This is a genomic window from Actinomycetota bacterium (genome assembly GCA_030682655.1).
Taxonomy (GTDB): Bacteria; Actinomycetota; Coriobacteriia; order Anaerosomatales; family JAUXNU01; genus JAUXNU01.
In genome coordinates this window covers 1-18,417 of the sequence record JAUXNU010000056.1, presented here as the reverse complement: position 1 = coordinate 18,417, position 18,417 = coordinate 1, and the positions used below count along the sequence as shown (strand labels likewise).

Annotated in this window: 12 protein-coding genes; 2 read left to right on the top strand and 10 right to left on the bottom strand. The window is 64.0% G+C overall.

Annotated elements, in window-relative coordinates:
• Nucleotides 1-30: 30 nt before the first annotated feature.
• Together Q8K99_03470 and Q8K99_03465 are read right to left on the bottom strand one after the other, a co-directional pair.
• The gene (locus tag Q8K99_03470; GenBank protein ID MDP2181608.1) at nt 31-252 is read right to left on the bottom strand and encodes a type II toxin-antitoxin system HicB family antitoxin; all 222 of its coding nucleotides are present in this window, start codon (nt 250-252) and stop codon (nt 31-33) included.
• Between the two features lie 205 nt (nt 253-457).
• Nucleotides 458-682 (bottom strand): addiction module protein, encoded by a 225-nt coding sequence (locus Q8K99_03465; protein ID MDP2181607.1) that lies wholly within the window; start codon nt 680-682, stop codon nt 458-460.
• A 402-nt stretch (nt 683-1,084) separates the two neighbouring features.
• Here Q8K99_03465 and Q8K99_03460 point away from each other — a divergent pair, with 402 nt between their 5' ends.
• The gene (locus tag Q8K99_03460) at nt 1,085-2,113 is read left to right on the top strand and encodes a PDDEXK nuclease domain-containing protein (GenBank protein ID MDP2181606.1); all 1,029 of its coding nucleotides are present in this window, start codon (nt 1,085-1,087) and stop codon (nt 2,111-2,113) included.
• A 13-nt stretch (nt 2,114-2,126) separates the two neighbouring features.
• Here the strand turns inward: Q8K99_03460 and Q8K99_03455 are convergent, their stop codons facing one another.
• Nucleotides 2,127-5,153 carry a S8 family serine peptidase gene (locus tag Q8K99_03455; GenBank protein MDP2181605.1) on the bottom strand — a complete coding sequence of 1,009 codons (3,027 nt, stop codon included), beginning with the start codon at nt 5,151-5,153 and terminating at the stop codon, nt 2,127-2,129.
• A gap of 96 nt (nt 5,154-5,249) precedes the next feature.
• On the opposite strand from Q8K99_03455, the gene Q8K99_03450 reads away from it, so the two are divergent.
• A complete protein-coding gene (locus Q8K99_03450; protein MDP2181604.1) occupies nt 5,250-5,384 on the top strand; it encodes a hypothetical protein in 135 nt (44 codons plus the stop codon).
• A gap of 19 nt (nt 5,385-5,403) precedes the next feature.
• Here the strand turns inward: Q8K99_03450 and Q8K99_03445 are convergent, their stop codons facing one another.
• The 7 genes from Q8K99_03445 to Q8K99_03415 all read right to left on the bottom strand — a co-directional run bounded on the left by Q8K99_03445 (nt 5,404) and on the right by Q8K99_03415 (nt 17,964).
• Entirely contained in the window at nt 5,404-7,404 is a 2,001-nt protein-coding gene (locus Q8K99_03445) for a cell wall-binding repeat-containing protein (protein MDP2181603.1), read from the bottom strand.
• Between the two features lie 18 nt (nt 7,405-7,422).
• On the bottom strand, nt 7,423-10,719 hold the full coding sequence (locus Q8K99_03440) for a cell wall-binding repeat-containing protein (protein MDP2181602.1): 3,297 nt from the start codon (nt 10,717-10,719) through the stop codon (nt 7,423-7,425).
• 22 nt (nt 10,720-10,741) lie between these two features.
• Nucleotides 10,742-11,548 (bottom strand): hypothetical protein, encoded by an 807-nt coding sequence (locus Q8K99_03435; protein ID MDP2181601.1) that lies wholly within the window; start codon nt 11,546-11,548, stop codon nt 10,742-10,744.
• 89 nt (nt 11,549-11,637) lie between these two features.
• A complete protein-coding gene (locus Q8K99_03430) occupies nt 11,638-13,068 on the bottom strand; it encodes a hypothetical protein (protein ID MDP2181600.1) in 1,431 nt (476 codons plus the stop codon).
• A gap of 116 nt (nt 13,069-13,184) precedes the next feature.
• Entirely contained in the window at nt 13,185-14,465 is a 1,281-nt protein-coding gene (locus tag Q8K99_03425) for a cytochrome c3 family protein (GenBank protein ID MDP2181599.1), read from the bottom strand.
• 22 nt (nt 14,466-14,487) lie between these two features.
• A complete protein-coding gene (locus tag Q8K99_03420; protein MDP2181598.1) occupies nt 14,488-16,629 on the bottom strand; it encodes a nickel-dependent hydrogenase large subunit in 2,142 nt (713 codons plus the stop codon).
• Between the two features lie 21 nt (nt 16,630-16,650).
• The gene (locus tag Q8K99_03415; protein ID MDP2181597.1) at nt 16,651-17,964 is read right to left on the bottom strand and encodes a twin-arginine translocation signal domain-containing protein; all 1,314 of its coding nucleotides are present in this window, start codon (nt 17,962-17,964) and stop codon (nt 16,651-16,653) included.
• Nucleotides 17,965-18,417: the final 453 nt, after the last annotated feature.

The following is an 18,417-nucleotide window of genomic DNA, read 5'->3' as shown; positions in this document are numbered from 1 at the left end:
AGAAGGGTGCCCGGCGTCACGGCTCGGAACTCACGCGGTGACGCGTAGGGGCTCGCGGATGACCTTCCGGCTGCCGAGGCGCTCTTCTGCGAGAACACGATTCGCATCGAGGACTAGTGCGACGGCTTCTGTGAGGTTGGCGCGAGCCTCGTCCAGAGTCTCCGCCTGGGTGTTGGCGCCGGGAAGCTCCTCGACGAAGCCGATGTAGCCTTCCGGTACCTTCTCGAACACAGCCGTGAATTGAAGCTTCATGGGGACAACCTCCGGAGCCGAATCTAGCACGGCCCCTCGGTAGATGCATACGCACGAACCCTGCTGCCCGGTGCCACACGACCGCTGCTAGACGCGATCTCGCCAGTAGAAGGGCCGACGACTTGTGTGCGCGACCGCAGAGACGTAGATTCCGCCGCGTCACGCATCTCGTTTCGGGCGTCCGGATGGAATCCTACTTGCCTGCTCACGCCCGGGTAGCTCGCAGTTCTGCGAAGACCTCGTCCATCGGGATCGGCTTCACCTTGCCGGAAGCCATCTCCTCGTCGCGGCGGACGGCCTCTTCGAGCCAGAGCCGCTCGACCTCCGCTTCTGAGAGGTCATCGAGACTAACAAGGATATCCCGAGCGAGACTGGCCCGCTTCGAAGGATCCAGTTGAAGGGCTTCTCGTTTGAGATCGTCGATGGTCAAAGCAGCTCGCCTCTCTGCTGTCCGGCTGCTTATCCCAATCATACGCCCGTGACTGACACGATGACCATCTACCGCAGCACGCTGCTCACGGAGCGCTACGGACGGGAGTGGAGTCGCCAGAATCTCGAGAGGATGGTCCGCTTCGCCGCGTGGTTTCCCGATTGTGGGATTTGCTCGACACTGTCGAGTAAGTTGAGCCGGAGCCACTTCGCCGAAATCATCAGTATTGCCTGACCGGCGAGGTGCGCGCGGGATTGGAGCGGATCGCGGCACGAAGCGCGTCTGACTCCCAGCGCGGTGCCAGCCGCCGTTGGACTCTGCTCAGATTCCGGTAAGGCCATCTCTGTAGTGTCGCACCGCGCACACGAATCGACGCGTACCTCCGAACAAAAGGGCGACAGGATGGGTAACGATGATCTGAGAGCGGTGACGCCCGTCGACGACACTCTCTTCGGCGATGTCGCCGACCTCATCGACAGCGCTCGTCAGCGCGCAGCCGCTTCGGTCAACAGCGAACTCGTCATGCTCTATTGGGGCATCGGCAAGCGCGTGCGTGAGGAAGTCCTGGGCGGGGAGCGCGCGGCGTACGGGCAGGACATCGTGAAGCGCCTGGCGGCTCGACTGACCGAGCGCTACGGGCGAGGGTACAGTTGGCAGAACATCTTCAGAATGATGCGAGCCGCCGAACTGTATCCCGAGGCCGAGATATTCTCGCCACTGGCGAGAATATTGACGTGGACGAACATCACCGAACTCCTCACCATCTCCGACCAGCCCAAACGCGACTTCTACCTCGCATTCTGCGTGCACGAGCGGTGGTCCAAGCGAACCCTGCGCGCCAAGATCGCCGCCAAACTCTACGAGCGCACTCTCGCCGCAGGAGGCTCCACTGAAGGCCTCGCGGCCGATCTCGAGTTGCTTGCCGCCACCGGCACCGTCGAGCCTTCTCTCGCCTTCCACGACCCATACGTGCTCGACTTCCTCAGCCTGGCAAGGAAACATAGCGAAGCAGACTTGGAGCGTGCGATCCTCGATGAGATGCAGCGCTTCTTGCTCGAATTGGGCGTCGGCTTCGCATTCGTGGAGCGCCAGAAGCGCATGACCGTCGATGGGCGCGACTACCGGCTCGATCTGCTCCTATACCACATCACCATGCGGTGCTACGTCGGCCTTGAGCTCAAGACGCGCCCGCTCGAGCCGGGCGACTACGGGCAGATGTTGCTGTACCTGCGCTGGCTCGACCGCCATCAGCGACATGCTGGTGACTCGGCACCTATTGGGCTGATTCTGTGCACCGAGAAGGGGCCGGAACAGGTCGCACTCTTGGGACTGGACTCGGGCGAGGTTCGGGCAGCGCAGTACCTGACCGGCGAGGTGCGCGCGGGATTGGAGCGGATCGCGGCACGAAGCGCGTCTGACTGCGGAGGATGAAGCGTCGCGCTCGCTACCGCAGCGCGCGGCTGACGGAGCCCGCGACCTTGCGCGAGACCGAGCGCTCGCCGCCGAAGACGTAGCAGGAGCGGACGTCGTCGCTGTGCGCCTCGAGCCACGCCGAGGTAGCGGGGTCGAGCCCTGCCGAGGAGGTCAGGAGCAGGATGCCGTGTGCGCGGCCGACCATGCTGCCTCCGGAGAGCGCGTCCGGGAGCTTGGCGGCGATGCCGACCGCGGTGGGCTCGAGCATCCCGGCCGCGATGGCGCGCTCGCCGATGGCGATCGCGGTGGAGTAGCGGGTGGCCCCGGACCAGCGCTCGGCTTGCAGCGAGCGAACAACCGCGCCCGAGACGGTGCTCGGGCCGCCGCCGACGATCACACGCGAGGGCGCCAGCGCCGCTAGCGCCGACCGCGTCGCCGCCGGGACCTGCGTGCCGCTCACGAGCAGGATCGGGGCACCGGTGTTCGCCGAGATCGGCGAGAGCGCCAGCGCGTCGAAGAACTTGGCCGGATCGGCGCCGTTGGCCACGAGCACCGTCCCCGGGAGCTCCTTCGCGGCATCTGCACCCGCGACCTGCTGCATGCGGAGCGCGATCGCACGCGCGAGGTCGTAGCGGTTGCCTGTCGCAAGTAGCCGGTCGGTCGGCTGGAACTCACCGACTCCTGCTGCCGCAACGATCTCGCGCGCACGAGCGTCGGGTACGGACGCGGGACCGCCTACGACGTGAACGGCGATCTTGCGCTCGCTTGCCTTCGCTATCTCGCGCACTGCTGCGATGACCTCGGCGGGCGTGGAGTCCGCCCGCACGAGGAAGAGCGGCGCGTCGTACGCCCAGGCGAGCCCGCTTGCTGCCAGCGGGTCCGCCGCGGCGCGGTCTTCGCCGCTCGCGATGATGATGTCGGTGACGCCCGGCCATGTCCGGCCACCGGCCGGGTCGAAGGCCTTGCGCGCGATGTCGACGGCGGTCGAGAAGCGCGTGGCCGAGGCGACCCGCGCCACGTCGGTCGGAGCCGCGAGCCCTGCGAGCAGCGGCCACTCGACATCAACGCGGCCCCACGGTCCCACGTTGCCGGCGACGTCCGTTGTGCGCACCTCGATCACGTGCGCGCCGTCCGCGAGCCCCGCGAGCGAGTACCAGTGGCCCGTCGTCGCCACGATCTCGCCACCGTCGATGCGAACCTCGTGCCCGTGCACTCCCGTCTCGCCGCATATCCAGCTGGCCGAGGACTCGCTCACCGAAATCTGCGGCGCGCTTGGAGCCGTGGTGTCGAGCCGGACGACTGCGACGCCCGTGCTGCGGGAGTCGGACCAGTTGCGCGGGCTTACCGCCTGCACGCTCACCACGTGCGCGCCCTCGGCGAGCTGGAGCGAGAGCTTCCGCTCGGTGACGCCCTTCGCGACGGTCTCGCCGTCGAGCTGCACGTCGTAGGTCACCTTGTAGCCGCCGACGGCGCTCCACTCGATGTCGACCTGCGCCCCGGCCGCGATCTGCGGCGCCGAGACCGCCGGTGCCGCAAGCACCGGGTAGCGGCGCACGAGCTCGTCGACTGCCGCGCGCGCCCGCACCGCGCCGTAGCCGGTGCCGGTGTCGTAGCCCGCTGCGCCCATGTCCTCGGCGGAGGCGGTGAGGACGTCGGCGACCTCGTCGGCGGAGAGATCGGGAACGAAGCGCCACACCAGCGCCGCGATGCCCGCGACGTTCGGCGACGCCATGCTCGTGCCCTGCCACCAGGCGTATCCGGGCTGGCTGTCGGTGCCTGCGCCGTCCTCGTCCCATCCGGGGAGGATGAAGCCGTAGATCATGCGGCCCGGAGCCATGAGGTCGAGGCCTTCGCCCCAGTTCGAGAACGTGCTGCGGGCCATCGAGGTGCCGCTCGCGCCCGCGAGGTCGTAGCTTCCCACCGCGAGCACGTTGTTGCCGGCCGCCGGGTACGAAAGCGTGCTGTTGCCGCCGTTGCCAGCCGCCGCGACCACGAGCACGCCGTTCGCGTACGCATAGTCGATGGCGTCCTGCAGCGTCTGCGAGTATGCCGAGGACCCCAGCGAGAGGTTGATGACCCGGGCACCGTCATCGGCCGCCCCGCGGATGGCCGCGGCGACTCGACTCGTGAAGATGACCGCCGCGCCGACCGGGATGCTGCCGCCCGCTTCCATATAGCGGCCCTGCACCTTGTAGACGACGACCTGGTTGTCGTAGCCGACCGAGCTCGTGCCGCCGCCGTTGCCGGTCGCTCCGGCGATCTGACCGGCGATGCAGGTCCCGTGCGACGACGAGAAGATGTCGGTTCCCGGCGCCGAGGGGTCGATCGGAGTGACGTCGCCGTCGGTCACGAACCCCGTGGCCGAGGAGTAGCTCTCGAAGTAGTCGTATCCCGCGACGATGTTGGAGCCGGCGTCGGGGTGGTTGAAGTAGAAGCCGGTGTCGATGACGGCGACCTTGACCTGGGAGCCGCTCGCACGCGCATGACCGGCGGCACCGTCACGAACCAGGTCCGGCCACACCAGGCTCGCCTTGGTGGACCCTGCCTGGTCCTTGAGCCACCAGGCCCGCGCGTCCGGGTAGACCTGCGAACCGCTGGAGAAGTCGGCCGTGTCCGAGAACGCCGGATCGTTCGGGGTCGAGGTGTAGGCGTCAACCGTCATGACGTAGTCGGGCTCAGCCCACAGTACCGAGGAGTCCTGCTCGAGTTCGCTTGCGAAGGCAGCTGCATCGGTGCCGTCGGGGACCGAGACAACGGAGACCGAGTCGCCGGCCTGGATGTCGCGCTGGATGTCGGTCGCGATGTCGAGGCCGTGCCGACGAGCGGTGGCCGCCACCCCCGCTTGCGACGCGAATCGGACAATCACGTGGTCGGCGGCGAGGCTGCCCGCGTGTGAGCTGCGGAGAGCTGGACGAGCGGTCGCGGAGCGAACAGACCTCACGCCACTGTCGTCGGAGACGAGCCGCGCCGTCGCAGGGGCCGCGAAGACGAGTGAGGCCGCGATTGCGATGGCTCCTGCGACCCCGACCAGACGAGCGGATGTCTTGCTGGTGTACATGGCGCTTCACTTCCGCTGAACGGCTTTCCCTATACCGTTCATCGGCCTCTGAGCGCCGATTAGTGTGTCGCATGGGACAGAAGGACGCCAAATCCGATGAATGACGTCGCTAAGTGGCTATTCTGGGGCGATGGAGGGCGTTCCAACGGTCGATTCCGGCAGTTCGTCGGCACAAAGGAAGAGGCGCGCCACATGGGCGCGCCTCTCGAAAGCGGTATCGCGAGCGGCTGATGCCGCCGCACGAACCTCGCTACTTGAGCTTGTTCGTGATGGCCGTCAACACAGTCGGCTTGACCGAAGCAGTCCCGCCGAAGACGTAGCAGTTGTGTATCTCGGCCTTGTGCGCAGTAAGCCACGTGCTGACGTTGCCCGCAAGCGCGTCACCAGGCGTTATGAGCAGCACGCCGCTGAACCTGCCGATGACCGATCCGCCGGTAAGCGCATCCGGCAGCTTCGCCGCGATGCCGACCGCGCTGCGCGTGAGATAGCCGCGTGAAACGGCATTGTCCGCGATGACCTGCGCGGTGGTGTACTTCGTCTTCCCGTACCACTGCTCTGGAGTGACGCCAGCAAGCGTCTTGAGCCGCGACTTCACGGAGCTACCAACGGTCGCTGGCCCACCGCCGATGATGACCTTCGACGGCTTGTAGGTCTTGACGCACCACTCGGTGGAGGAAGGCACGCCTGTGGCGCTCACGAGCAGGATCGGGTAGCCCTTGCTCGCCGCAATCGGCGAGAGCGCAAGGGCGTCAAAGAACTTCGCGGGATCCGCACCATTGGCAACAAGAACAGCCGAGGGCGGAACGCCACCGTTGAGCGACCTCATGCGCTCAGCAATGGCCCGGGCCATATCATAGCGAGTGCCTGTCGAAAGCAGGCGATCCTTGATGAGCTTGCCGGAGCCGACGTATGACACGAGTTCGTTGTAGCGGGAGTCAGAAACCGATGCCGGCCCGCCAACGATGTGGACAGTCACAGTGCCGTTCTGAGTGACTATCTCCTTGAGCGCGATCTTGACTTCGCTTGGCGTCGAACCCTCCTTGACCAGGAACAGTGGCGCATCGTACGCGCCACAGAGCCCGGACGCAGCGAGCGGATCCGCCGCGGCACGATCCTCGCCCGATGCGATGATTACGTCCTTGACACTCGTCCACTGCGTGCCGGCAGCGACCGGATCCGAGTCGAATCCCTCGCGAGCTATAGCTATCGCCGTGGAGAAGCGGGTGTCACTTGCCAGACGGTCGACCTCGGTCGGAGGCAGCGTGCCACCGCCTCCCCCGCTCGCGGTGACAATGACCTGTGTGGTCGATCCGTAGCCGATACCGGTCCCATCGTCCCACGCCTGGACGATGTAGCGGTATCGGGTGCCCTCCGCGACTGTGCTGTCCGTGAACGTCGGGCTCGTGAGCCGAACCGTGGTGAGTTCCGTCCACGACGGATTGACCACATCGTAGGCGCGCCACACCCGGTAGGTGATGGAGCGCTCCTCAAGCGTGGTCGCACCTGCGGCGCGGTAGGGTCGCAGCCAGTTCAGTACGACCTGGCCGGTCGAGGGCGTGCCGGTGAGCGTGCGTACCGGACCGTACTTGTAGCCCGTCACCACGATGTTGTCCACCGTCGCGCCCTCGCCGGTGGTCGGGGTCTGCAGATAGCCCTCGCCGTTGTCGACGAACTGGAATCGGAAGTAGCCCGACTCCCGCGAGAGGTTGACGTCGTTGCCGACGTTGGAGAGGTTCCACTTGTCCTGCGACCACTCCGCGTACTTCGTGGTCGGCCTGAACGGGTTCGTGTCCCTGTCGGTCGGGTCTGCCTCGGAATACCACATGGGGTTGAACGAGCTGGAGTCGTACAGGCCGTAGTTCGGCATGGAGTAGTAGTAGGAGAACTCCGAGGAGTAGTAGTCGGCGAGCTGGGGCAGGTAGAGGTCAGCGATGCCGCGGGTGCGCTCCGGGTACTTGCCGCCGTAGGTGGTCCAGTTGGCAGGCATGTTGCCCGCGCACCACAGACCGTAGCTGCCCGCGTACTTGCGGTTGGTGATCCTCCCCCACCAGGCGGTGGGGTCCTTCGGCGGGAAGGTGTAGACGACTCCCCAGATGCTCATGTCCGAAGGGATGGCGGACTCGAAGTCGATGCTGCGGACGGTCGCAGGGGTCGTAGGAGGTGCGGCGGCGTAGGCCGTCTGCACTCCTGCGACAAGCATCGCGAGGACCACAAGTACGACGATACGGGCTCGAATCCAAGGTGACATCATGACACTTCCTTCGTTGCTCTACTTGAGAACGTTGTTGATTGCAGTCCTTACGGACGGCAAGACCGACTTCTCTCCTCCAAGAACGTAGCACGTGGTCACTGAGCCCTTCCGGGCCTTCAGGAACGTCGCGGTATCTGACGACAGCTTGGCCGTGTCGGTCAGCAATAGCACACCGCCCGAGCGTCCGACCATGCTCCCGCCGGTGAGCGCGTCGGGCAGCTTGGCCGCCACCCCAACGACACTGGCCGACAGCCAGTGCTTCTCGTCGATCGCCTTCTTGGCGATAGTGGTCGCGGTGCTGTAGCGGTTGGCATCAGACCACCGCACGGCTCCGAGCTTCGCACGGACCGTCTCAGAAACCGTGTTTGGACCGCCACCGACGATCTTGGTCGTCGGCTTCAACGTCGCGATGGCCGAAGACGTCGCCGACGGCACCTCAGTCGCACTCACGAGCAGTATCGGAGCTCCGATACGGGCCGAGATCGGCGACAAGGCGAGAGCGTCGAAGAACTTCGTCGAGTCGGCGCCATTGGCGATCAGCACGGCAGACGCCATCGTCTTGCCTGGAGTCGAATCGGCCACGCTCTTCATTCGCAACGCAATCGCACGGGAAAGATCGTAGCGTCCGCCGGTGGACAGCACACGATCGCTTGGAGCGAACTGCGCTGTTCCCATGTATCCCACGATGTCAGAGATTCGCGCGTCGGGTACAGACGCCGGCCCGCCAACGACGTGTATCGTGATCCTCTCGGAACGCGCCACGGCGATCTGCCTGATCGCCGCCTTGACCTCGCCGGGCGTCGACCTTGCGCTCACGAGGAACAGTGGCGCATCGTAGGCCCAACACAGCCCCGCGGCCGCCAGTGGATCGGCTGCCGCCCGGTCGTCCCCGCTCGCGACGATCACGTGCGTGATGCCCGGCCACGTCCCGTTGCCATCCGGATCGCACGACTCCTTGGCTATCTCGACTGCGGTGGAGAACCGCGTGTCATCGGCGATCCGCTCGGCAGTAGCAGGCTCGGTCACCGGTGGCGCGACGATCGAGATCGCCCTGAGCACGTGGCTGCACACGTTGCCAGCCGCGTCGGTCGCCCAGTATTCAAGTGTAATCGGGCCGGCCGTCGTGCGCGTCACTGTCGCAGTGCTCGCTGCCACGGTCTGAACGTTGCCTGTGTCCCATCGATACGATATCGAAGCGACGCCGGACCCACCGGTATCCGTGGCGGACAGATGAATCGTAGCCTGCCCTTCGTACGCGGCCTGCGTGTTCGCGTCATCCGACGGCACCGGGGGAGTGCTGTCGATTCGCAGGTTGCGCGTGACCGTCGAAGACTTGTTGCCCAGAGCGTCGGTCGCCGAGTAGACAAGGGTATGCGTCCCCTCACCGGCGATAGCCACCGAGAGCGGTGAGCTGGCCGAGGACACCGGGGCGGCGCTGTCGAGCACGTAGGTGACGGTTGATGGGCTAGACAGCGCGTCGGAGAATGTGATCTTGACGGTCGCCGGGCCGGTGTACAGCGCCTTCCAATCGTCTGAGACTGTCGGTGCCGTCGTGTCGACTCGGAACGTGCGCGTGATGTTCTGAGACTTGTTGCCGGCCACGTCGGTGACCCAGTAGACGAGCGAATGGTTCCCGTTGGCGGACACGTTCACGGTCGCGCTCGCGCCGGCGACCGTGACAGTCCCCGCGCCGTTGAGCGAGTACGAGATCGACGCGACGCCTGATCCGCCGACGTCGGTGGCGCTCAAGGCGATCACCGCCGCAGACGTGTAGGTGGCCACAACGTTGTCCGACGGCACCGGGGGAGTGCTGTCGATTCGCAGGTCGCGCGTGACCGTCGAAGACTTGTTGCCCAGAGCGTCGGTCGCCGAGTAGACCAGCGTGTGCGTCCCCTCACCGACAATTGCCACCGAGAGCGGCGAGCTGGCCGAGGACACCGGAGCGGCACCGTCGAGCACGTAGGTGACCGTGGACGGGCTCGACAGGGCGTCAGAGAACGTGATCTTGACGGTCGCCGGGCCGGTGTACAGCGCCTTCCAGTCGTCGGAGACGGTCGGCGCCATCGTGTCGACGCGGAACGTGCGTGTGACATTCTGCGACTTGTTGCCGGCTACGTCGGTCGCCCAGTAGACGAGCGAATGGTTCCCGTTGGCGGACACGTTCACGGTCGCGCTCGCGCCAGCGACCGTCACGGTCCCCGCGCCGTTGAGGGAGTACGAGATCGAAGCGACGCCTGAACCGCCGACGTCGGTGGCGCTCAAGGCGATCACGGCCGCAGACGTGTAAGTGGCCACGACGTTGTCCGACGGCACCGGGGGCGTGCTGTCGGACGAGATCACGACACTTGCAGAGACGGGCGCGCCATACGTCGATCCCGCGGCGTCGTATGCGTGAACACGGTACTCCTGAGTCGTGGACAACGGGAGAGCGGCCGTATCAGTGAACGAAAGCGTGCCATCAGGGAGCGGCGCCGCAGTGAGTTCGGCCCAGGCGCCGACTGTCGGCAGCTTCTGGCGGCGCCATACGCGGTAGGTGATCGAGCGCTCCTCGAGCGTGACCGATGCCGTCGAACGGTACGGACGCAGCCAGTTCAGGACGACCTGGCCGGTGGACCGAGTGCCGGTGAGCGTGCGCACGGGGCCGTACTTGTAGCCCGTCACCACGAGGTTGTCCACCGTCGCACCCTCGCCGGTGGTCGGGGTCTGCAGATAGCCCTCGCCGTTGTCGACGAACTGGAACCGGAAGTAGCCCGACTCCCGAGAGAGGTTGACGTCGTTGCCGGTGGCGGAGAGGTTCCACCTGTCCTGCGACCAGGCCGCGTACTTCGTGGTCGGCCGGAAGGGATGCGTGTCCCTCTCGGTCGGGTCGGCCTCGGAGTACCACATAGGGTTGAACGAGCTGGAGTCGTACAGGCCGTAGCTGGGCATGGAGTAGTAGTAGGAGAACTCCGAGGAGTAGTAGTCGGCGAGCTGGGGCAGGTAGAGGTCGGCGATGCCGCGGGTGCGCTCCGGGTACTTGCCGCCGTAGGTGGTCCAGTTGGCCGACACGTTTCCCGCGCACCACAGGCCGTAGCTGCCCGCGTACTTGCGGTTGGTGATCCTCCCCCACCAGGCGGTGGGGTCCTTCGGCGGGAAGGTGTAGACGATGCCCCAGATGCTCATGTCCGAAGGGATGGCCGACTCGAAGTCGATGCTGCGGACGGTCGCAGGGGCGGCGGGGGGATCGCCCGCGAAAGCCGTTGCAGCCCCCGAGGAGATCATCAGGACTACCGCAAGGGCGAGGATTCGAGTGAGATGACGTCTGCCGAGGGTCATGATTCGCCTTACTGTCGCGCGCCTAACGCGCGGCTGGGAATGATTCGGCTAGCGAGACCGCAAGTCTCTTGAGCGAGTCAGCCGAGGCGCCGCTTCCAATCACGATGACCTCGAAAGAGAAGCGACCTCGCGCAAACGCAACGCTCCCAAGACCGCCCGAATCGGTTCCGTACTTGCCCTTCAGCGAGCCAACGGTGACATTCGCAGGCGTGAGCGGGTAGGCCTTGCCTATGCTGTCCACGAATGCCTTCGCCTTCGCGGGGTCCTTCTGATCGAAGACCGTGAGAGTGACGCGCTCCACGCCTTGCGCGGACGTCGGTAGACACAACACCGCCGCGCTGAAAGAGTCGCCATCAGGGACACCGAGTGCGAAACCAGTCGCCGCCTTCGTGGGGAGCAAGACCTTGACGTTGTCGTACGCCTTCAGGTAGTCCGCGTCGCTCGCCGGCGGCTCCGGATCGTCGGGCGGGTGCGTGGTGTCGTTCGTGGGGGGTGTGGTCGATTCCGGAGTGTTGGTCTTCTGTTGTAGCTGCTGCACGAGCCGCCTCGTCTCCGCATTCGCGGGATCGAGAGCGGTGGACCGCGCAAGATACTCCTGAGCCGCTGTTGTCTCCCCCGATTCAAGGGCTGCAGATGCCAGCGCATTCAGACTGGTGATCCGATCGAGTGCGGGATCGACCGCCGAGGTCGGGTCCTCATCCGTGGCGCTCAGTGCAGCCACCCCGAAGATGACGAGCGCGAGCACAACGACCGAGACCATCGCCCAGGTCAGGGCGCGGGGTGTCAGATAGCGCTTGAAGCCATGCTTGTTTCTCGCATTGCCTGTCATTCGGTAACCTCCACCCGTGGGTGGTATTCCATCTTCCGATGATGGGACGGACCCCTCGACCAGTCAAGTATCACCGCGTTACAAAGTCCTTATGAATCCGCAGCTTCGCCGAGCGTCGCGAGGCCTGCAGCAATCGCCGCCTCGTCAAGCGTGGTCGCGCCCCGCCCCGCCGCGTCCGCGAAAGCGGCACCACCGGCGACACCGAACTGCTCGATGTCGTTGTTCGCGCGCTCGTAGAAGGGCTCAAGTTCCGGACCGTTGGCATCGATGGGCGACGTTCCCTCGAGAGCTGCGGCATCGAGCCACTCCTGGATGACCCCGCGATCGAGGGTCATGTCTCCCTGCGAGATGCGTTCGATACCCGGAAAGTCCCAGTCCACGCGCTCGGCGGCCGCGAACTGCTCTTCCAGTTCGGGAGCGATACCCTCTTCCAAGATGAGCGCCATGATGGCATGCTCCGCAAGCGCCCAACGCAGCTCGGACAGGCCCGCAACCGCCACGCTACGACCCTCGTCGTCCATCATCGGCCAGGGATCGAAGCGGTTGAACAGCACCACGACCCGTTCCCAGCGCGCGTCGGCAAACTCAGTGATGGCACGAATCGTCTTGCGCGGAGCCTTCGTGACCTTGAGCTCCTGGGCAACGAAACCCGTCCCGTCCGTGACGTACGACTTGATCGCACGTGCGACAACGGGAGACAGGTGCGCCCGGGTGTACGCCACGACGTAGTCGACAACCGGATGCCACCTCGGTCCCTCTGGGGCTTCCTCATCTGCTTCCGAGCCCTCTACCTGGTCGGCATCATCGTCGTCGATCAGCACTTGCCCGTCGTCTTCAACAGTCAGTGCCTCGACGTGCTCGTCGGCGGCTTCATCTTCGTCCTCGCGATCCGGGTCGGTCTCCTGATCACGATCGCGTAGGTGCTCTTTGTGCAGCGCGATGTCCGTCGCCTTGTCGTCTGAGCGTGTGTAGACGACGACACCGAAGTACTCCGTCACCGTCATCTCAACATCACTCTCAAGTCCGGCAACGATCGTGGTGACTTCGTCGGAATCGAGTACTGCCCATTCGTCGAGCGTCTCGTCGGGCTCCGTGAGAGCCTTGAGAGCCCACGCCCCGAGAGTCCGGTCGAAACCGACCGCAGCGACCGTCTCCGCAAGCTCGGTCAGCGTGCCGCGTGTCCGACCCCAGCGCATCGTCTCGAGCGGAATCCCAAGAGCGAGCACGTCAATCGAGCCGGGGCGGGCGCTCTGGGCAAGAAAGGCGTTGCTCGCGCGCAACACGTAGAAGGACGGGATGTCCTTCTTGATCGCGACCCAGATCGGTCGGGGCTTCTCGCTTCCCACGGCCCGGTGCAAGGCACGCATGAGCCGGTTGACCGAACTCCCCACGATGAGCGTCTCCCAGGGGGCAATCCCAGCCTTGGTGGGAACAAGAAACGGATTCGCGACATATCCAAGAGCCGGGAAGCCTGCCTGCTGCGTCGACACAAACAACATCTCCTTGAAATCAGCTCTCACCAGACTGCGTCCAAACACGACTATCATACCGCCCGAACACAAAGGGGATCCCGGACCCCGTAAGGCCCGGGACCCCCTCTTCGCAGACTCTCAGAGAGCCTGCGCCAAACTCGTACCTAGCCCTTGTTGTGACAACGCTCGCACACGCCGCGCTCGTTGTAACGGAGAAGGGCCTCAGAGTGGTTAGGATCGACACCCTGAGTAGTAGCAGTCGACGGGACCTTGACCGGGGCAATGGCGCCCGAGCCAGTCGGATCCTGCGTCATCTGCGCGACGGACCAACCACTCATGGTCGCGGTAGAACCGTGAGCATAGTGGCAGGTGAGACACGTCACGTTGTTGGCACCGTTCATCCAGGTGTTTGCGTCCTGATAGTACGCAAAAGCATAGCCACCATTTGCTGCAGTGCTGTCGGCACCGGCCTCGAGAGGCAGACCCGGATCCATGACCAGCGTCACGTTGAGCCCGCGCATGGGACCAACGCCCAGGTTGAACGGAACGTCAACCAGGTGGCGATGGCGTTCCTTTTCGCCAACGTCGGCATTCGTGGGATTGGTGAGATCAGCAAGCGTGAGCTGCTCATACCCGGCGTAGTCGGCGTTACTGACAGCAACATCGTAGCCAGTGTGACAACCGGCGCACCATGCGGACATGTTCTTGCCGTTGGTTGCCCAGAGGTACGACGTGTAGCTCGGACGGTAGTCAGCCATCTGCACGACACCGGCCTCAGCCTTCTGCCAGCCACCCTGCGGATAGCCATACTCGTTCGAGATAACGAACGGGTCGGGCACATCGTTGACGTCGTAGCCGCCAACGACACCATTCGGCAGGCTGTCCTTGAGAATGCGGTAGTTGGAGCTACCGTGCGGATCGTGGCAGCTCGTACAGCGGAAGCTCACAATCTCCGTGACCGTCGAGGCCCAGATCGGAGCGTCGTCCTGCTCCATACCGTGGGTCGAGGCAACGTCAGCAGGGTTCGCGCCCAAAGCCTCGAAGCCACCGCCGTTCAGCGTAGTGTCATACGAAGAGAACGACCTGTATGACGTAGGCGGAGAGTCGCCAAGACTTGGAACCGCGTTCAGCGCAGTCGTGGGGCCGGTGTCGAAGACGCCGGACTCAACGTTGGTCGACGCGCCAATGGCGTCGTCACCGTGACACGCATAGCAGAACTCGGTCATCGTGTCTGCATCCGACACGAGCAACGCGCTATCGCGCTCGTAGCCCTGCAGATCGACCCAGCCGAGATCAGCGAAGGACGTGTGAGCCCTATGGCAAGCAGCACAAGCATCGGTGTCATCGACATAGGCACCATGAGGACCGAAGTTCGCGTAGGCGACTCCGCTCGACAGGAGCATGATAGCGATGACCGCAATAAACAGAGTAGTTAATTTTCTCACAGCATTCACCTCCCTTTCTCGGCTAGTGGACCGCGCAAGCGATGCACGGATCGAATGACTGGGCAATACGAAGGACTTCAACGCCGCTCTCGGCTGTTGCGCCGCCAGCGTCACCAGACTCGAAGTTGGTGACTGAGATAGCAAGTCCCTCTTCGAACGTGGCGCCGACAACTGCAGCCTCAATCGGGCCGCGCCTGGTGCCAGAAGCACCGGTCGCGCCGTCCTTCGGCGAGCCGTTCCATGTAGTGGGAACGACGCACTGGTAGGCGATGATCTTGCCCGAGGAAGCAGAGGCGAAGTGCGCCAGGGCACCGCGAGGAGCTTCGCTTACACCCATGCCAACGGTGGTGCCGGGGGGAACAGCGTAGGCCTTGTAGCCGGTCACACCGTAGAGAGCCTCAAGCTGGTTGATCCAGCCATCGCCGACTGCTGTGCCGATAGCCGGAACCCACGTGCTGGTTCCCTTGTTGAACGTTCCACCGAGAATCCAGGTGCAGAGCCAGAAGGTCTCAATTGCACGGGCACGCAGGCGGTCCATGGTGGAGTAGCCACACTTCATGGTGAGGATCTTTGTCACGATATCCAGACCATCATCGATGATGGCGGCTCCATCGGAAGACATCTTGACTGCGCCCTCAAGAACCAAGGCGTGAGCCAGGTCCGGACCGATCACGTCAGGGTCGAGACCCCACCAGCCGCCACCGTGCTCAACAGCTGTTGGGTCACTCGTGGCCTTGCCGTAGAGACTACCGTAGGCGGTTAGCCACGGAGAAGAACCCCTCAAGAACAGGTACTGGTCGTTGCCGGTGTTGTTCGAGAAGTACGCGTCGTTGATGTTCATACGTGCGAACGGGCCGACCTCCATCGGGTAGTACTCGCCGTCGGCAACCGACTTGATGCGAGGAGCCTTCATCCAGGAATAGCCGTCATCGTTGTCTGCGGCCATGCTCGTGAAGGGGCCCACCGAGCCAGTGCGGTCGGGAATCGTACGCGTGACGGCAGAGAAGTTGCCGCTGGCGTCGATAACGCCACCCGGGTATGCCTTGCCGCTTGCGTCGAACTCGCCAAGCTCGTCCTTGTAGTTCGAACGGACGATGTACTCGACAAGGTTGTTCTTCACGAACTCGACACCATGATCGGCAAGACCCGTGGTGTCCGAACGCTGTTCCATGAACTTGTGCGTCTCTGCAGCCTGCGCGAACTCGTCGGTGATGCTGTAGCCACCCAAGAAGGCGAGAGCCGTGTCATCGCCGGTACCCGTGTTCGGGAACGCACCCCATGCGAGCAGGTTGCCGCAGCCGGCTCCGAAACCGTTGGCGCCAGCGTTGTTGTCGAACGGCGTATAGAGATAGCCGAGCGCAACAGCGAGCGGGATGTACTCACGGACGCAGAAGTTCGCGACCTCAACCATGATCGTGCGGAACGCGTCACACTTGGCCTCCCAGCTTGCCTGGGTCTCGGTCTTGTTGGTGACGCCGCCAGCGACGAAGGAAGCAACCATCGGCATGCGGCCTGCGAACAGCGCGCCGGCCTCGAGCGCGAGGCGGCGGATGCGCAGTGCCTTGACGTACTGCGTGATGACGGCCGACCACAGATCGGTCGAGCCAGTCGCATCGGCGTCGGGAAGAATACCGAGGCCGCCGAGGCCGTGTGCATCAGGACCGCCAGTTGCGTCCGTGCCGCTCGCACCTCTGAGAAGCCCATGGTACTGGGTGTCATGAAAGTACGGGGTCCACGGCGAGATTGCCGGGCCCTGGACGTAGCTCGGAGCGACCAGGTGATAGAAGTGCGTGATGTTCGACATCAGGAACTCGCACGCGTAGACGATGTTGCGAATAAGGACGGCCTTTGCCGGAACGCCCTTCATGCTCTGGTTCGTAGCATGCGCCGTCTCCCACGTGATGTAGCCGTCACTCACGCCAAGAACCGACTCGACGTTGAACATCGAGGCAGTAGCGTGAGGCAGCGGACACACACCGCAGATGCGCTGGGTGAAGGTAATCGCGTCGTTCGCGGCACGGCCGATGAGGAAGTTCTCAAAACCACGCCACAGGTTGGCGTGCGAGTTAGCCTCAATGATTTCGCCGCTGGCGTCGAGCTCGACCTTGATTCCCAGGTGACCTTCGATGCGTGAAATCGGGTCTACTTCATGATACTGAGCCATCTATTTTCCCTCCCTTCTTCGCTAGCGGATAACGAACGGAACGAAACGGTCAGGATAGCCTTTTTCCGTGCAACCCATGCACGGAGATCCGGCCTTGAGGCAGTTGCCGCTGGTCTTCTCGCCCGCGGGCGTCTCGCCGCAGAATGCCTCGTTCAAGGACAGGTCCGCAGCGGCATTGCCGGCGAGCGTGAGCTTGGCGTTCGTGCCCTGCATGCCGTTCCAACCGTGGATGCCGCAAGTCGTCATCGTGTAGAGACCCTTGCAGCCGATCTCCTTCATGCAGCCATCGTCGCCGGGGAACGCCGCGAAATCGCGCAGGGCGTAGTCGGCATACCACGGGCAGTAGCGACCGTGGAGCTGGTGGCTGTAGACGTTGCTGAGGCGACCAGAGGTGTCGGTGCCGATGAGGGCGCCGCCGCTCGAGGTGGCCAGGTCGTGCAGGAACAGAACGACCGTCAGCACGAACCACCATGGGTTCACCGGGCAACCGGGAACGTTGACAACCTTTTCGTATCCACCGCCGACGACGTCCTTCAAGAAGTCGTAGACACCGAGCGCGCCGGTCTGGCTCATGGAGTCGGAGTCAGACTGCTTCACGAGGCCGGAGCCAACGCAACCCGGATAGCCGCCGTAGGTAGCACACTGGCCGAGAGCGAGCGTAGCCAGGCATTCGCTGCGAGTAGCGAGTGTCTCGACGACCTCGTCGAACGCAAGCTCGTGGCCGGTATCGGTCGCAGCGATGGAGCACCACGGAACGGATCCGTCTTCGCCCCAGTAGCCGCCCTGATCGCTCGGCTGTACAGCGCCTTCGACGACGAGTATGAAGTCCGTGCCGTCATTGTTGTACTCATTCCACAGGTACTTCGCAGCAAGGTCGCCGCCCATGCCCATGATCGTCTCATGGTACTTGAGATCGATGAAGTCGATGAGCACGTCGGCGATCGTGACGGACGTGGTGCCGTCGAGTGCAAGACCGTACTTGTCAAGCGTACGGTGACCATGCGGGTCGTCGAGAACGCCACCGGTCAGGGTGGTGTCTGGATCAGCCATTGATGCGTTGACTGCAATAGCAGTCAAAGCAGCGGCCGTAGAGATGCCTGTGCCAGGTACAGCCTCTGCGCGGTAGTCCTCGAGAAGTCCGAGGGCGGACGTGGAACAGCCGGTGCACTCGGCACCGTGGACCCAAATAACCTTGGGCTTCACGAGACCGCTTGCATCGGCAGCATTCCAGTGCGCAAACGCTTGGGTGACCTGAGAAAGGTCAGACTGGCCCAGACCCGCAGCAGCCGCCAGCGCCGAGAGGCGCGTAACGAACTGTCGTCTGGTAATTGCCATGTTGCTACTCAACCTCCTTTTACCCTGTAATCGCAGGGATGAGAAACATGACCCGCCGGGGAAACAAGAAGTACCACCTCCATCCTGTGCCGGGTCCCCGGACGACGGGTGAAAGCGGTACTTCGGTTCGATGTGAGACCAGGCGCGCGTCTGTTCATACGGTCGGACGCGTTCCCCGTCCCACTCGGGCCTTCGTGCCGGCTCCAACCCGTGGGAAGAACAACAAACTTGTCAAGCTCCGAGCCTGCAGCTATCCCTCGCTGTAGACAGTTTGTAACAACAGTTACTTCCTTAGCGAGCAGTGTACCGAGCCGCCCGTGTCGCGTCAACGGGCCGAGTTGCCTCACCAGAAATGTCGTCCAAACCGATTCGTTGCCTCACGTAAAGATGTCGTCGAAAAGTGTAGCGTCGCAGTCGTCAGGCCGATCGACGACGAGGAGGCGCAAGCAAGGT

Bases quoted from the DNA above. Each gene is read 5' to 3' on its own strand.
- Q8K99_03420 (MDP2181598.1), bottom strand. From the start codon at position 16,629: ATGGCTCAGTATCATGAAGTAGACCCGATTTCACGCATCGAAGGTCAC.
- Q8K99_03415 (MDP2181597.1), bottom strand. From the start codon at position 17,964: ATGGCAATTACCAGACGACAGTTCGTTACGCGCCTCTCGGCGCTGGCG.
- Q8K99_03450 (MDP2181604.1), top strand. From the start codon at position 5,250: ATGAATGACGTCGCTAAGTGGCTATTCTGGGGCGATGGAGGGCGTTCC.
- Q8K99_03455 (MDP2181605.1), bottom strand. From the start codon at position 5,153: ATGTACACCAGCAAGACATCCGCTCGTCTGGTCGGGGTCGCAGGAGCC.
- Q8K99_03445 (MDP2181603.1), bottom strand. From the start codon at position 7,404: ATGATGTCACCTTGGATTCGAGCCCGTATCGTCGTACTTGTGGTCCTC.
- Q8K99_03435 (MDP2181601.1), bottom strand. From the start codon at position 11,548: ATGACAGGCAATGCGAGAAACAAGCATGGCTTCAAGCGCTATCTGACA.
- Q8K99_03440 (MDP2181602.1), bottom strand. From the start codon at position 10,719: ATGACCCTCGGCAGACGTCATCTCACTCGAATCCTCGCCCTTGCGGTA.
- Q8K99_03460 (MDP2181606.1), top strand. From the start codon at position 1,085: ATGGGTAACGATGATCTGAGAGCGGTGACGCCCGTCGACGACACTCTC.
- Q8K99_03470 (MDP2181608.1), bottom strand. From the start codon at position 252: ATGAAGCTTCAATTCACGGCTGTGTTCGAGAAGGTACCGGAAGGCTAC.